We start from the raw sequence: 14,030 nt of genomic DNA, 5'->3' as shown, positions 1-14,030 counted from the left end.
TGTATTCGGGTCGGAAAACCCCGATCTTTCGGTAAGGATACTTGCTCTGGATCCTCAGTAAGGCGCGTCCGGATGCTTCAATTCGTAGCCGACGCGGGCCGGCTTGATGCCGCTCATCACCAGCGCATAGCTGACCTTGTCGAAAGTACGGAATACCATCGCATGGCCGGCGAACTCGTCGGGTAGTCGCACCTTGGACTCGAACGGAACCAGGTCTTCGTCGAAATCCTTGCTGGTCTTGACCCGGTCCACCGTCGACTGGCCATGGCGCCAGATGGAGAACACGGTGCCATTGTCGATGCCTTCACGCGAGCCACCAGAGATGGCGATCACATCATGCGGGCCACCGCTGGTGAGCTGGTCAGCCACCGCCATCACCTGTAGCCGGCCATAGTCGGCCTGCTGCTTGGGCGGGTGCGGGAAGAACTGAAGGTCATAAGGCTGCGCCTCGACCGGCACCAGCCGATCGCCGATGCGCACTTCATGGCCTTGTTCGTCCAGCACCAAGGTGGAAGCCTGCAGGCCGCCCACTTCGCCACGGGTCAAGGTGCCGACGGCTTGGGTCCGGAGCTCGTAGCCGAGCATCTCGGTGTTCTTGCTCGGGAATACGGTATTGCTCCAGAACGTGCCCGCATCGGCCATCTGCTTGCCGCGGTAGTCCAGGTCAACGGTTTGCGTCTTGTCGCAGCACAGGCCGGCGCGTTCGATCAGGCGATAGCGTTTTTCCGGACGCACCACCAGGTAACGCTGGCCTGGTGCGATGCCCTCGAGGCCACGCACATACACCACTTGCCCACTGGTGCTGCGCAGGCGGTCGTCCTCAAGTCCGACCACGTAGGGCAGGCCATCGAGGCTGTCGACCATGCGCAGGTCTTTCAGGAACGGTTCGACCTCGGCCAGTGGCACCGCGTTGATCGGCTCGCCGACGTTGCCCGACTGCTGGACTTGGACCCGATCCATATAGGCCAGGCTGAGTACGTCGCCCGGATAGATCAGGTGCGGATTCTTGACCTGCGGATTGGCCTGCCAGATCTCCGGCCACAGCCACGGGCGTTGCAGGAAGCGCCCGGCGATATCCCAGAGGGTGTCGCCACTCTTGACGACGTAGCTATCCGGGTGATCGCTGCGCACTTCCACCGCAGCGGCATAAGTCGCCACCGTCAGCAATGCAACGGCAAAAAGGGTGCGCAGCCCGCGTGGGCGCAACACATCGGTTCGTACCAGGTTAGAAACCCGTTCAAGCATGGCGGCCATCTCCCCGCTCCCGTTGGTAAAATCCCCGTGAAGCTCGGTCACTATAGACCACAAGAGGCAGCTGCTGGCAAGCGGCCAGCAAGGTTTGCCGGGGTACAATTGCGACGTGGGTCGCGCAGACGGCCCTTCGTCCCCGGATTTTCACCATGGCCCAGCTCCCGATCCTCGAATTCCCAGACCCGCGCCTGCGCACCAAGGCCGTGCCAGTAGAGGCTGCACGCCTGGCCGACCCGTCGTTCCAACAGTTGTTCGACGACATGTTCGAGACCATGTACGAGGCTCCCGGGATTGGTCTTGCCGCCAGCCAGATCGACGTACACCAGCGCTTCATGGTGATCGACGTGACCGAGGACAAAATCCGGCCGTTGGTGTTCGTGAACCCGGAGATCACCGCGCGCCAGGGTGAGCAGGTCTACCAGGAAGGCTGCCTGTCGGTGCCCAACATCTTTGCCGATGTCACCCGCAGCGACATGATCACCGTGCAGGCGCTGGATCGCCATGGTCAGCCGTTCACGCTGGAAGTCGATGGCGTGCTGGCAGTCTGCGTGCAGCATGAAATGGACCATCTGGACGGCAAGCTCTTCGTCGACTACCTGAGCCCGCTCAAGCGCGAAATGGTGCGCAAGAAGCTGGCCAAGGCGCGCAAGCAAGCCAACGCGGCCTGATCGTGTGGATCGCATGCCCTTGAGGATCAAACGCTCTTGAGGATCATCTTCGCCGGCACGCCGGACTTCGCCGTTCCCAGCCTGCGCGCCGCCGCCGCCCGCAATGAAGTGGTGGCGGTCTACACCCAACCGGATCGCCCGGCCGGGCGCGGGCGCGGCGTCACTGCGTCGCCGGTGAAACTTGAAGCCGTGCAGCGCGGCATCCCGGTGCTGCAGCCTGAGAATTTCAAGGACGCGCTTTCGAAGGATGCGCTGCGCGCGCTGAAACCCGACCTGCTGGTAGTGGTGGCTTACGGCCTGATCCTGCCGCAGTCGGTGCTCGGTATCCCAACCCACGGCTGCTGGAACGTGCATGCCTCGCTGCTGCCACGCTGGCGCGGCGCGGCGCCGATCCAGCGCGCCATCCAAGCCGGCGACAGCCACACCGGCGTGTGCCTGATGCAAATGGAAAAGGGCCTGGATACCGGCCCGGTGCTGCTATCGCAATCGCTTGATATTTGCGCCGATGAAACCGGCGGCAAGTTGCACGACCGGCTGGCCGCGCTCGGCGCGCAGGTGCTGTCCGATGGCCTGGGCCTGCTGCGCGCCGGCTTCAAGCCGATCGCCAAGCCGCAGCCGGCAGCGGGCGTGACCTATGCGCACAAGCTCGACAAGGCCGAGGCCAGGCTCGACTGGGCCCAGCCTGCACGCGTCCTGGCTGACAAGGTGCGCGCCTTCAATCCGTGGCCGGTCGCCGAGGCGCGCCTGCTGGACGAACGCCTGCGCATCCATGGCGCGGTTGCGCTGGACGAGCCGCATGCCGCCACGCCGGGCGAGATCTTGCGGATGGGCCGCGAGGGCATCGATGTCGCCTGTGGCGAAGGCGTGCTGCGCATTCGCGTGCTGCAACGTGAGGGCGGCAAGGCAATTACCTCCGCCGATTACCTCAACGCGCGCCGCACGCCAGCTGGACGAAGCGAAGCCGGATGAACACCGGCCGGATGAACCCCGGCGTCGCCACGCGCGTGGCCGCGACGCGGGTGCTGGATGTCGTCCTGCATCGCGGGCGTTCGTTGAAGGCGACGCTTGCCGCGGCATTGCCGGCACTGGCCGATTCGCGCGACCGCGCCTTGGTCGAGGCGATCGTGTTCACGGCCCTGCGCCAGCGCGCACGCTTCGATGCCGCACTCGCGCAGTGGATGCAGAAGCCGCTGACAGGACGTGACGCCGAATTGCGTGCATTGCTGTGCGTCGGTTTTGCGCAATGGGAACTCGGCTTGCCGGCGCATGCACTGGTCGCGGCGACCGTGGATGCCACGCGTGCATTGGGCCGCCCGCACCAGGCTGGCCTAGTGAACGCGATCCTGCGCCGGGTCCAGCGCGAAGACCTGCCGGCAGCTGCCGATGACGCAAGCTGGCCACAGTGGCTGGCCCAGCGCATCCGCGGGGACTGGCCATGCGATGCCGATGCCATCTTTGCCGCCAGCGCACAGGCCGCGCCGATGTGGCTGCGGGTCAATCCGCGTGACGGTTCCCGCGACGACTACCTGAAACTGCTCACCGATGCCGGCATCGACGCCAGCGCATTGCACGAAGCCGCCGATGCGATCCGGTTGGCGACACAACGTCCGGTGCATGATCTGCCGGGTTTCGATGCCGGCAAGATCTCGGTGCAGGACGCCGCCGCGCAGCGCGTAGCTGATGCGCTGTCACCCGCACACTGCGCGCGCGTGCTGGATGCCTGCGCCGCACCGGGTGGCAAGGCTGCCCACCTGCTGGAGCGCGACCCATCGCTGCGGCTTACCGCGCTCGATATCGACGCGCGTCGCGTGCGCCGGATGCAGGACAGCTTCGCCCGGCTTGGCTTGCAGGCGGATGCACGGGTGGCGGATGCCGCGCAGCCTGCGGCCTGGTGGGATGGCACGGCTTTCGACGCGATCCTGATCGATGCGCCGTGCAGCGCAACTGGCATCGTGCGTCGCCAGCCGGATGTGCTGCTGCATCGGCGAGAGGCCGACATTACAGCGCTGAACAAAATCCAGTCGGACCTGCTGGATGCGCTGTGGCCGCTGCTCGCACCCGGCGGCATGCTGCTGTACGCCACCTGTTCGATCCTGCGGGCCGAAAACGCCGCGCAGGTCGAAGCGTTCCTTGCACGCACGCCGGATGCGCTGCTGGAACCGCTGGATGCCGGCTTCGGCCATGACACCGACTTTGGTCGCCAGCGCTTGCCCGGCGAGCTGGGCATGGACGGCTTTTTCTACGCGCGGCTGAGAAAGATGTAACCGGCCGCAGCTATCATCGCCCGATGACTCGCACGATGACCAAAGCCCAGCGCGACACATGGCTGTTCTGGCTGTTCGCCCTGTTGATCCTGGGTGCAGGCTTGGGCCTGCGCGATCCGTGGCCGGCTGACGAACCGCGCTTCGCGCTGGTTGCCAAGCACATGGTCGAAAGTGGCAACTGGTTGTTCCCGATGCGCGGCACCGAACTGTATTCGGACAAGCCACCGCTGTTCATGTGGTTGCAGGCCCTGTCCTTCTCCGTGTTCGGCAACTGGCGGGTGGCCTTCCTGCTGCCCTCCTTGCTGGCCGCGCTGGGTACGCTGTGGTGCGTGGTCGATCTCGGCACGCGCTATTGGACGCGACGCATCGGCGTCTACGCGGGCTGGGCAGTGCTGCTGACCCTGCAGTTCACCTGGCAATCGAAGAAGGCGCAGATCGATCCGCTGGTGATGTTCTGGATCACCCTGGCCAATTACGGCCTGCTGCGGCATGTGCTGCGCGGTCCCGACTGGAAGATGTGGGCGCTGGGTTGGGCGGCCGCCGGACTGGGCACGATTACCAAGGGTGTTGGCGTCATCGCGCTGCTGATGCTGCTGCCGGCGGCATTCGCCTCGCTGCGCGGCTGGTCAGGCGTGCGCCTGCATGCACGCGAATGGAAGTTCTGGCTGGGACCGCTGGCCTTCATCGCTGCCTGTGGGATCTGGCTGGTACCGATGCTGATCGCGGCACTGGGCAACGGCACAGGCGATTACCGCGCCTATGTCGACGACATCCTGTTGCGGCAAACTGTGACCCGCTATGCGCAGTCCTGGCACCACGGGCAGCCACCCTGGTATTTCATCGAAGTCGCGTTGACCGCGTGGCTGCCGACCATGCTGGTGTTGCCGTGGGCACTGCCGGCATGGAGGCGCCGCCTGCGTCGCGTCGATGCGCGCTACCTGCTGCCGTTGGCCTGGGCGCTGCTGGTGTTCGTGTTCTTCAGCATTCCGTCCGGCAAGCGCGACATGTACATCCTGCCGGCTTTGCCGATGCTGTGCCTGGCGCTGGCGCCATTGCTGCCGGGCATCCTGTGCAAGCGCAATGCGCAGCGCTTGCTATACGCCTTCGTAGCGATGCTGGCGCTGGCCGCGCTCGGCGCAGGACTGGCGATGCTGTTCGGTGAGCCCGGCTTCGAAGCGAAGCTCATGGATGGCCGCGATCCCGGCATCGCGCGTGGCTTGGCGCTGATGTTCAGCGCGATCGGCGGTGTCGGCATTGCCGCGCTGCTGTGGCGTGGCCGTCGCCGTGCACACGTTGCGCTGGTCGCATTGCTGACAACACTGTGGGTGTTGTATTCGCTGATCGGTGCGCCGTTGTTGAACGACGGTTCGTCATCGCGTGGACTCATGCAACGGGTCGGCGCGGCGATTGGTCCTGGTGCGCAGCTAGGACTGGTCGGCTGGCGTGAGCAGCAGTTGCTGATGGCCGATCGAGACGCCGCGACCTTCGGTTTCAAGCGTGATGGCGCGGAGCAATTCGTGGATGCGCTGGCATGGCAGCGGCAGGCGACCAGTTCGCGCTGGCTACTGGTCGAAGACGGCGTGCTGCCGGCTTGCGTGGACAAGACTCACGCGCGCGACATGGGCAATGCCAACCGTCGACAATGGTGGTTAGTGCCGGCCGTGGCGACCTTAGCCTGTGCCGAGCACGCGCAATAGGCGATATTTGTCGTTGACATAACGCGTGTGCAGCGCGTGGTAGCGGTGTGCATGCCCGCCGTCGAGGAAACCGCCTCGCAGGACATAATTTTTCAGCCAATGCGCCAAGGCATGCAGCGGCGCCGACCACGCGCTTGCCCGCCTGCCGGATGCGTGGCGTTGCTGTGCCCACAATTGCGCATAGCGATGCAGTTTGGCGGCGTACTCGGCGTCGCTGCGCGCGGTGTCGTGCTCAATGCGCGCATCCAGCGCGCGCACGCGACGCCCCGCAAGATCGAATGCCTCATGCACCTGCGCCGGGCGGTAGCGCAGGCCAGGTCGGAACAGTCGGTCGACCGGCTCGCGACCCCAGCCACCATGATCGAGCGTGGTGCCGAGGAAGTGCGTGCGCCGATGCAAGCGCCAGACATCCGCCTGTTCCACCGTGGCATCCGCGAACAACACGCGGATCGCTTCGGCACCGTCCGGTGCCAGCCACTCGTCCGCATCCAGCAACAGCACGAACGGCTGCGTGGCCTGGGCAATGGCTGCGTTCTTTTGCGCGGCAAAGCCCAGCCAGGGTTGTTGCACCACCCGTGCACCGTAGGCTTGGGCGATTTCGCCAGTGCCGTCGGTCGAGCCCGAGTCCAATACGATCATTTCGCAGCACAAGCCCGCCAGCGACGCCAGGCAGCGGCCGATGCGATCCGCCTCGTTCAAGGTGATCACGACGCCGGACAGGGGCAAGGGGGAAGCATCGGTCGGCATGGACGTGAGCGTAGCAAGGCTCGCCACGGCCATGTCGTATCCTGCGCCCGATGACGCGACCTACCCTAACCTCGTTGCGCGCGCCGCTGCTGGCCTGGAGCGCGCTGGCGCTGCTGTCGATCTTCCTGCACGGGCCGCTACCGCTGTATTCCACGCGCACGCTCGCGGTGGCGTGGGAAATGTGGGACCAGGGCAGCTGGCTGGTGCCGCTGTTCAATGGCGCGCCCTACTCGCACAAGACGCCGCTGTTGCCGTGGCTGATCCATGCCGGTTGGCTGGTGGGCGGGGTCAGCGACATCTGGCCGCGGTTGCTGATGGTGCTGCTGGGCACTGTTGCGATCGCACAGGCGGGCGTGCTTGCACGGCACCTGTATCCGTCGCGCCCGAACTTGCCGGCATTGACCGCATGGGCGATGGCCGGGTTCTGGTTCTTTTTCATGTTCTCGTTGCAGGTCATGTACGAACTGCCGCTCACGGTGGCCGTGCTTGGCGGCCTGCTGGCGCTTTGCCGACGTCGTGGCGCGGCTTGGGCGCCGTGGTGGCCAGGGCTCGCGCTGGCGGTCGGCTTCGGCCTGCTGGCCAAAGGTCCGGTCGCGCTTCTACATCTGGGCGTGCCATTGCTGACCGCGCGCCTATGGCATCCGGCCGCGCGCGAGGACAGCAAGGGATTCGCGAAGAAAACGCTGTTGGCCACACTTGCCGGCATCGGCCTGTTCGCGCTGTGGCTGGTGCCGGCATTGACCTTGGGCGATCCCGAATACCGCGAAGCCTTGCTGGTCACCCAGACCGCCGGTCGCATCAAGGATAGTTTCGACCACGCCGAGCCCTGGTGGTGGTACGCGCCGATGCTGATGGCCTTGATGGCACCGTGGTGGTGGTCGCGTTGGTGGTGGAGCCAGGTGCCGGCGCTGTGGCGCGATGCCCGCAATCGCTTCGCATGGTGCTGGCTACTCGGGATGGTGCTGGCCTTCAGCCTGATCAGTGGCAAGCAACCGTATTACATGCTGCCGGATTTCGCGGCACTCGCGCTACTGCTGGCGGTGGCTGCGGATGCCCGCCCGCGGCTCGGCATCGCTGCGCCAATGCTTTTGCTGTTCACCGGGATTGCGATGCTGGGTGCACGTCTGTTTGCGGGAAACATTGGCGAGCCATTCCCGGACGAGCTGCTGACCAGCATGCCCATCGCAGGTGCAGTGCTGGTGCTGCTGGGCATCGCCTTGCTGCGTTGGAGATCATTGTCGGTGCATGCCTTCGGCCTGCTGCTGGCGATGGCGACCCTGCATGCGGCGGTCACGCCCTTGTTGAAGTCGCAATTCGATTTCACCCCGACGGCAAATGTCATCAGCAGCGCGCAACGTGACGGCACCCAGGTTGCGTTCCTGGGTGAGTACCAATTGCAATTCCACTTCACCGGCCGACTGCACGCGCCATTGCTGGTAGTCGACGAGGCCGATGCGCGCGCGTGGGCATTGCAGCATCCAACCCAGTTGCTGGTGGTCAATACGCTCGATGCATGGACGCTGCCGGGCCCGCAGCCGGTCACCCAGCAACGCTTCCGCACGCGCTGGATCCAGGTCTGGCGCGCTGGACAATGGCGCGCGCTACCAGCGCAACAAATACCGCTGCAACCGGGTGAGGGCGAGCTGCGTAGCTCGCCGCACTGACAAATCCCGTGCCTGCGCCAACGGCAGCCTGCCGTGGTTCGGCCGGCGCCGCGCCCCGCTGGTGCGTCAGCTGTCCAGCAACTCGCGCCACTGCGCCGCGACCGTGGTCAGGCCGAAACGCGGATCCGGGCCGGTCTGCGGCCTTGCCCCGGAGCGCCAAGCGCGGATGCGCTCGATGTAGGGATCGAACAGTCCCAACTGCGCGGCAACTCGCGCTGGGCCACTGCGGAAGTGCGACGACATTCCCCCGCACGCGCGCTCGTAGGCGCGCTGCCAGCGCGTGATCGGCAGCACCTGTGCAGGATCGCCGATGACCTCGCTGGCCGCGCCGCAGTCGTGGGTCAATACCGGCGTACCCAGGGCCATCGATTCGGCGAACACCAGCCCGAAGGTTTCCGGAAGCACGAAGTTCGGGCAGAACGTGCACAAGGCGGTGCGGACTTCGGCATGGATGCGCGCCTGTGGCTGTGGCCCCAGGTACGTCACTCCCGCGATGCCCGCGGACTTGCCGGCCTTGTATCCGGGATTGCCGACCACCAGGCGCAGCTCGGGCATCGCACGCCGCATCGCGCGGAACGCATCCAGGGTGAACAGCAGGCCCTTGTTGGGCGATGAGAAAAAAACCAGCTTGTTGTTGTCGATGGGCGATCCATCCGGCACCAGCGCATCGTCGATCGGATTGTAGATCGTGCGCGTGCGGACCTGACCTGCGACGCCCATGCCGCGGAGCACTGCGTTCACGCCGCGGCGCTGTGCATCCGAAACGCACACCAGCGTGACCGATAATTCGCGCAGCAGCGCAGCGGTGCCCGCCAGCCGCCGGCCGCGTTTCGAACCCGGGTTGATCTGGTCGTGCAGCCACAGGAAGTGTTTGGCGTCAGGATAGAGTTCGCGAACAGTCGACATGGCGCGCGAATCGCGGACAACCACAACGTGCGTGATGCCGGAAATCCTTCCGGGCGGGCGGTAGCGGCCATCGGCCGTGGTGCGGTTGTGCTGGACCACGTATGCATCCAGCGCATCGGCGATGCGCGTCACGCTCGACTCGGTGCCGCCAGTGGCTTCCCGCAGGATGGACTGCGTGTCGTAGGGGCGAACGCAGGTTGGGTCCCAGAACAGGATGGAACTCATGGGCTGGCCTTCAGCACGCGCAATGCAGTTTCGGTGCCCGACAGTGGAGGTCGCGCGGTCATTGCAGTGGTGTGTTCGCGTACGGGCTGGTTTCCCCGGAATCATGGGGGCGCACGTTGTAACGCTTGTAGGTCCACTGGTACTGGGCCGGATCGCGGCGCGCGATCCGCTCGATCATTGCGTTCAGCGCGCGTGCGCCGGTATCCGGATTCGCTGCATCGATCCCGGCCGGGGCCGCCTCGAAGCGCAAATCAAAGCCCGGTACACCCGTAGCCGACCGTATGCGTTCGCAATAGGCGAACAGCACCGTCGCCCCGGTGCGCTGAGCCAGTCGCGTCAGCAGCGTCATGGTCAGCGCCTGCAGTCCGAAGAACGGGGCGAACACGCCGTCGCCGACCTTTGGTTGCTGGTCGGGCAAGATCCCGACCACGCCACCGCCCTGCAGCAGCCGGAATAGCTGGCGCACCCCCGCGGCCCCGGCGCGGATCTGGGTGATGTGGCCATCGCCGTCGGCGCGCACCCGTTGCAGGAAGGCCTCGCCGATCGCCGATTCCGGAGGCCGGTACAGGATCGCCAGTGCGGTGTGCGCGGCCAACCACTGGTTGAGTAGTTCCCAGTTGCCGTAATGCGGCGCGGCGACGATCACGCCGTTTCCGCGCGCGATGGCGGCATCGAACAGGTCGACACCGTGGGTCTCGCGGATCAGCGCCAGATTCTCGGCGTGCGGGTGGGTCCAGAAACGCATCGTTTCCAGCGCCTGCTGCGCAGTAGTACACAGGACCTGGCGGTGCAACGCCGTGCGCGCATCGGCATCCAGCTGTGGCATCACCAGCTCCAGATTGCGCCTGGCGACCCGTGCCTCGCGTGCATCGATGCGGATCCACCAACCGGCAATTGTATCCGCCAGCGCCGCCAGCCACGGCTGTGGCAGCCGGGCCAGGCTCCAGGCAAGGGCATATAGCAGGGTGGCAAGCAGGCGGCTCATGCAGCCATTCTAGCTTTCGTCCGGGTTAGGCTTGCGCCATGCTTGCCTTGATCCAGCGCGTGACTGAAGCCAGGGTGGCCGTGGACGATGCCGTGGTTGGCGCGATTGGTCCCGGCCTGCTGGCATTGGTCGCGATCGAGCCCGGTGACAGCGAGGTGCAGATCGCGCGGATGGCACAAAGGCTGCTTGGTTATCGCGTGTTCGCCGACGATGCCGGCAAGATGAATCACTCATTGAGCGACACCGGTGGCGGCTTGCTGCTGGTCAGCCAGTTCACGCTTGCGGCGGACACCCGCAGCGGCATGCGGCCCGGCTTCACTACCGCCGCAGCACCGGTCGAAGCGGAACTTGGCTTCAACCGTCTGGTCGAAACATGTCGTGGACTTCACCCGCCAGGGGTGGAAATCGGGCGGTTCGGTACCCATATGGTGATCAGCCTGGTCAATGACGGTCCGGTCACTTTCCTTTTGAAGGCGTGACGTTCCGTTCCTGATCCGACCCGCGACAGCCGCTTTCCAGCGTGGTTATCCCACACCTGCTGGCGTGTCGTTCAGCGGACAGTGCCTCGTTACAAGCCAAGCCCCGGCAGCGCTGGTATAATGCTGGGTTCCCTTCGCGTCACTTACACGGTAGCCCGATCCATGGCAAACGAACGGCAAACAGCCCCGCAGTCCGACATCAAGATCCTGATCAGCAAGGGTCTGGAGCAGGGCTATTTGACCTACGCGGAAGTCAACGACCACTTGCCCGACGACATGGTCGATCCGGAGCAGATCGAAGACATCATCGGCATGATCAATGGCATGGGCATCGAGGTGCATGAAGTTGCGCCTGATGCCGAAACGTTGCTGCTCGCCGGCCAGTCCGCCAGCGGTCGCGAAGTCGACGACACCGCCGCCGAGGAAGCCGCCGCGGCGCTGACCTCGCTGGATTCCGAAGGTGGCCGCACCACCGACCCGGTGCGCATGTACATGCGCGAGATGGGCACGGTTGAGCTGCTGACCCGCGAAGGCGAAATCGCCATTGCAAAACGCATCGAGGAAGGCCTGTTGCAGATGGCCACCGCGCTGGCGACCTTCCCGGCGTCGGCGCAGCAGTTGCTGGAAGACTACGACTTGCACAAGGCCGGCAAGAAGCGCCTGGCCGAGATCGTGGTCGGTTTCATCGAAACCGAGGAAGAAATGGCGGCTGCAGAAGAGGCCAAGCAGGAAGCTGCTGCGGCTGCTGCGGCTGCACTTGAAGCGGCCGAGAACGGTGAAGAGGGCGACGAAGACGAAGACGACGACGAGGAAGAGGAAGAGGCAGGCCCCACCGGTCCCGATCCGCTGGAAGTCGCTGCACGCATGGAAGCCATGGGCGCAGCATTCGCCAGGTTCCAGAAGGCCTACGCCAAGGGTGGCCCGACCGCCAAGGGCGCACTGAAGGCGCGCGAGGAAATGGCCGAGATCTTCCTGACCTTCAAGCTGCCGCTGCCGCTGACCGACGTTCTGGTCAGGCAGCTGCGCGAAGTGGTGGCCAAGATCAAGGAGCGCGAGCGCCGCATCCTGGACCTGTCCACCCGCGTGGCGCGCATGCCGCGCAAGGATTTCATCAAGGCGTGGGACGGCAACCAGACCAACACCGGCTGGGTTGACGAACTGCTCAAGCGCAAGCAGAAGTGGGGTTCGGCCCTGCGTGACGTCAAGGACAACATCATCGCCGAGCAGGAAGCGACCCTGGTCATCGAGAAGGCAATGGGCGTGACCCTGGCCGACCTCAAGGAAATCAACCGGGTGATGGCCTATGGCGAAGCCAAGGCGCGAAAGGCCAAGAAGGAAATGGTCGAGGCCAACCTGCGCCTGGTGATCTCCATTGCCAAGAAATACACCAACCGCGGCCTGCAGTTCCTCGACCTGATCCAGGAAGGCAACATCGGCCTTATGAAGGCGGTCGACAAGTTCGAATATCGCCGCGGCTACAAGTTCTCGACCTATGCGACGTGGTGGATCCGTCAGGCGATCACCCGCTCGATCGCCGACCAGGCGCGCACCATCCGCATCCCGGTGCACATGATCGAGACGATCAACAAGCTCAACCGCATCAGCCGGCAGATGCTGCAGCAGTACGGCCGCGAGGCCACGCCGGAAGAGCTGGCGAAAGAAATGGACATGCCCGAGGACAAGATCCGCAAGGTCATGAAGATCGCCAAGGAACCGATCTCGATGGAGACGCCAATTGGCGACGACGAGGATTCCCACCTCGGCGACTTCATCGAGGACACCAACGTCGAGTCCCCGGTCGAGGCCACCGTCAACATCAACCTCACCGAGACCGTGCGCGACGTGCTGGCCGGGCTGACCCCGCGCGAAGCCAAGGTGCTGCGCATGCGCTTCGGCATCGACATGAACACCGACCACACGCTGGAAGAAGTCGGCAAGCAGTTCGACGTCACTCGCGAGCGCATCCGCCAGATTGAAGCAAAGGCACTGCGCAAACTGCGCCACCCCTCGCGTTCGGAAACACTGCGCAGCTTCCTCGATATCGAGTAAGTGAATCCAATGTCACACAAACAAGGCCGCTAATCGCGGCCTTGTTTGTTTAGAAGCGCACACATTTCCATGGTTGGGGAGTGGATTTCGGCGTGGCAATTGGCGCACACGAGCATGCACTTCTCCAACTCGATGCGGATGTCCCGTTCGCCACGGTTTGAAAGCGAGCGCAAGTCGAGCTGGAACCGTTTGGTTCGCGGATCGATGTGGTGCCATGCCAACGCAGCAAGGTTGCGGTCGTACCCACACTTCACGCACCTCCCGCCGACTTCGTCGACTAATTGCAGTTTGCGGGCAAGGCCGCGTTTCTGCTGACTCAGGTAGCTCTGATGGCGATCGTTGGTATCTGCGTTCTTGCACTTCAGTGAGCAGAAGCGGCGCTGGCGTCCGCTCAGTTGCTGTTGGCATGTGGCACATTTTTCGGATTTCATCAAATTATCATAATCCGATTTAGCACCAAGTACGCTGTAAGCACGGCGTTACTTGTTACGATTCCACTGCGGGCCTATAGCTCAATGGTTAGAGCAGAGGACTCATCGAAAAGGTGACGCCAGCGCGTAATCGCTGGATGAGAAACGGGATGAATTCAGGGAAACCGCAGCGGTCAGGCCGGCGGCAATCCTGAGCCAAGCCGGCGGTACACCGCCGGAAGGTGCAGAGACTACCTGGGGGCTGCAGTGCCCTTGATAACAGGCTAGAGCGTCCCGCACCCCACCAGCGCAAGCTGAGGGTGATGAGATAGTCCACCCCGGGGCGAAAGTCCCGGACAAGTGAATCCTTTGGTTCCAGGTTCGAGTCCTGGTGGGCCCATTTAATAGCTGTATAGAGCCATCCAGATCTGCCCAAAAAACGACTTAAGTCACTGATTTGAAATAACTTCATGTCGATATCTGTACAAAGCTGTCAGATTGAATCCACCAATAAAGTGAGTCAATATGTGAGTCGAAGAGTCGGTGTCTGCCGCGCTGACTCACAATTGGTTGACTCACATGCTTACAGACACAAAATTGCGCACGCTCAAGCCGCGGGCGAGCGCGTACCTGTTGATTTCCACGCAAAACTGACCCGGGGTTTCCAACCAAAATTGACCCACCC

General features: G+C 64.1%; 13 protein-coding genes. 8 read left to right on the top strand and 5 right to left on the bottom strand.

The genetic code is table 11. The features are described from left to right. Positions 1–54: 54 nt before the first annotated feature. Entirely contained in the window at positions 55–1,245 is a 1,191-nt protein-coding gene (locus tag PSV05_RS03230; protein ID WP_300062219.1) for a LysM peptidoglycan-binding domain-containing protein, read from the bottom strand. Positions 1,246–1,400: 155 nt separating this feature from the next. Here PSV05_RS03230 and def point away from each other — a divergent pair, with 155 nt between their 5' ends. The 4 genes from def to PSV05_RS03210 are packed head-to-tail and all read left to right on the top strand — an operon-like array spanning position 1,401 to position 5,880. Then, positions 1,401–1,919: a peptide deformylase gene (gene def, locus PSV05_RS03225; protein WP_300061415.1), complete on the top strand. Its 519-nt coding sequence runs from the start codon at positions 1,401–1,403 to the stop codon at positions 1,917–1,919. A 36-nt stretch (positions 1,920–1,955) separates the two neighbouring features. Next, positions 1,956–2,888, top strand: coding sequence for a methionyl-tRNA formyltransferase (fmt, locus tag PSV05_RS03220; protein ID WP_300061412.1), 933 nt, complete (start codon positions 1,956–1,958; stop codon positions 2,886–2,888). Between the two features lie 11 nt (positions 2,889–2,899). Beyond that, on the top strand, positions 2,900–4,183 hold the full coding sequence (gene rsmB / locus PSV05_RS03215; protein ID WP_300061409.1) for a 16S rRNA (cytosine(967)-C(5))-methyltransferase RsmB: 1,284 nt from the start codon (positions 2,900–2,902) through the stop codon (positions 4,181–4,183). A gap of 35 nt (positions 4,184–4,218) precedes the next feature. Next, complete coding sequence (locus PSV05_RS03210) at positions 4,219–5,880, top strand: glycosyltransferase family 39 protein (protein ID WP_300062216.1); 1,662 nt, start codon at positions 4,219–4,221, stop codon at positions 5,878–5,880. Here the strand turns inward: PSV05_RS03210 and PSV05_RS03205 are convergent. Further along, on the bottom strand, positions 5,854–6,606 hold the full coding sequence (locus PSV05_RS03205; RefSeq protein WP_300061406.1) for a glycosyltransferase family 2 protein: 753 nt from the start codon (positions 6,604–6,606) through the stop codon (positions 5,854–5,856). The genes PSV05_RS03210 and PSV05_RS03205 overlap by 27 nt on opposite strands. 71 nt (positions 6,607–6,677) lie before the next feature. Here PSV05_RS03205 and PSV05_RS03200 point away from each other — a divergent pair, with 71 nt between their 5' ends. Further along, positions 6,678–8,291: a glycosyltransferase family 39 protein gene (locus PSV05_RS03200; RefSeq protein ID WP_300061403.1), complete on the top strand. Its 1,614-nt coding sequence runs from the start codon at positions 6,678–6,680 to the stop codon at positions 8,289–8,291. Between the two features lie 66 nt (positions 8,292–8,357). On the opposite strand, the gene PSV05_RS03195 is transcribed toward PSV05_RS03200, so the two are convergent. Together PSV05_RS03195 and PSV05_RS03190 are read right to left on the bottom strand one after the other, a co-directional pair. After that, positions 8,358–9,422: a glycosyltransferase family 4 protein gene (locus PSV05_RS03195; protein ID WP_300061400.1), complete on the bottom strand. Its 1,065-nt coding sequence runs from the start codon at positions 9,420–9,422 to the stop codon at positions 8,358–8,360. Between the two features lie 58 nt (positions 9,423–9,480). Further along, the gene (locus PSV05_RS03190; RefSeq protein WP_300061397.1) at positions 9,481–10,407 is read right to left on the bottom strand and encodes a lauroyl acyltransferase; all 927 of its coding nucleotides are present in this window, start codon (positions 10,405–10,407) and stop codon (positions 9,481–9,483) included. Between the two features lie 38 nt (positions 10,408–10,445). On the opposite strand from PSV05_RS03190, the gene dtd reads away from it, so the two are divergent. Next, complete coding sequence (gene dtd / locus PSV05_RS03185) at positions 10,446–10,886, top strand: D-aminoacyl-tRNA deacylase (protein ID WP_300061394.1); 441 nt, start codon at positions 10,446–10,448, stop codon at positions 10,884–10,886. A gap of 162 nt (positions 10,887–11,048) precedes the next feature. Continuing rightward, positions 11,049–12,935, top strand: coding sequence for an RNA polymerase sigma factor RpoD (rpoD, locus tag PSV05_RS03180; RefSeq protein WP_300061391.1), 1,887 nt, complete (start codon positions 11,049–11,051; stop codon positions 12,933–12,935). Between the two features lie 29 nt (positions 12,936–12,964). On the opposite strand, the gene PSV05_RS03175 is transcribed toward rpoD, so the two are convergent. Then, the gene (locus tag PSV05_RS03175; RefSeq protein WP_300061388.1) at positions 12,965–13,366 is read right to left on the bottom strand and encodes a hypothetical protein; all 402 of its coding nucleotides are present in this window, start codon (positions 13,364–13,366) and stop codon (positions 12,965–12,967) included. 449 nt (positions 13,367–13,815) lie between these two features. Here PSV05_RS03175 and PSV05_RS03170 point away from each other — a divergent pair. Further along, positions 13,816–14,030 (top strand): hypothetical protein (locus PSV05_RS03170; RefSeq protein WP_300061385.1); only part of this gene is annotated, 215 nt, incomplete at its 3' end.

The organism is Thermomonas sp. (assembly GCF_029945965.1).
In the GTDB taxonomy this organism is placed as follows: Bacteria; Pseudomonadota; Gammaproteobacteria; order Xanthomonadales; family Xanthomonadaceae; genus Thermomonas.
This window is presented reverse-complemented; position numbering and strand designations above follow the sequence as displayed.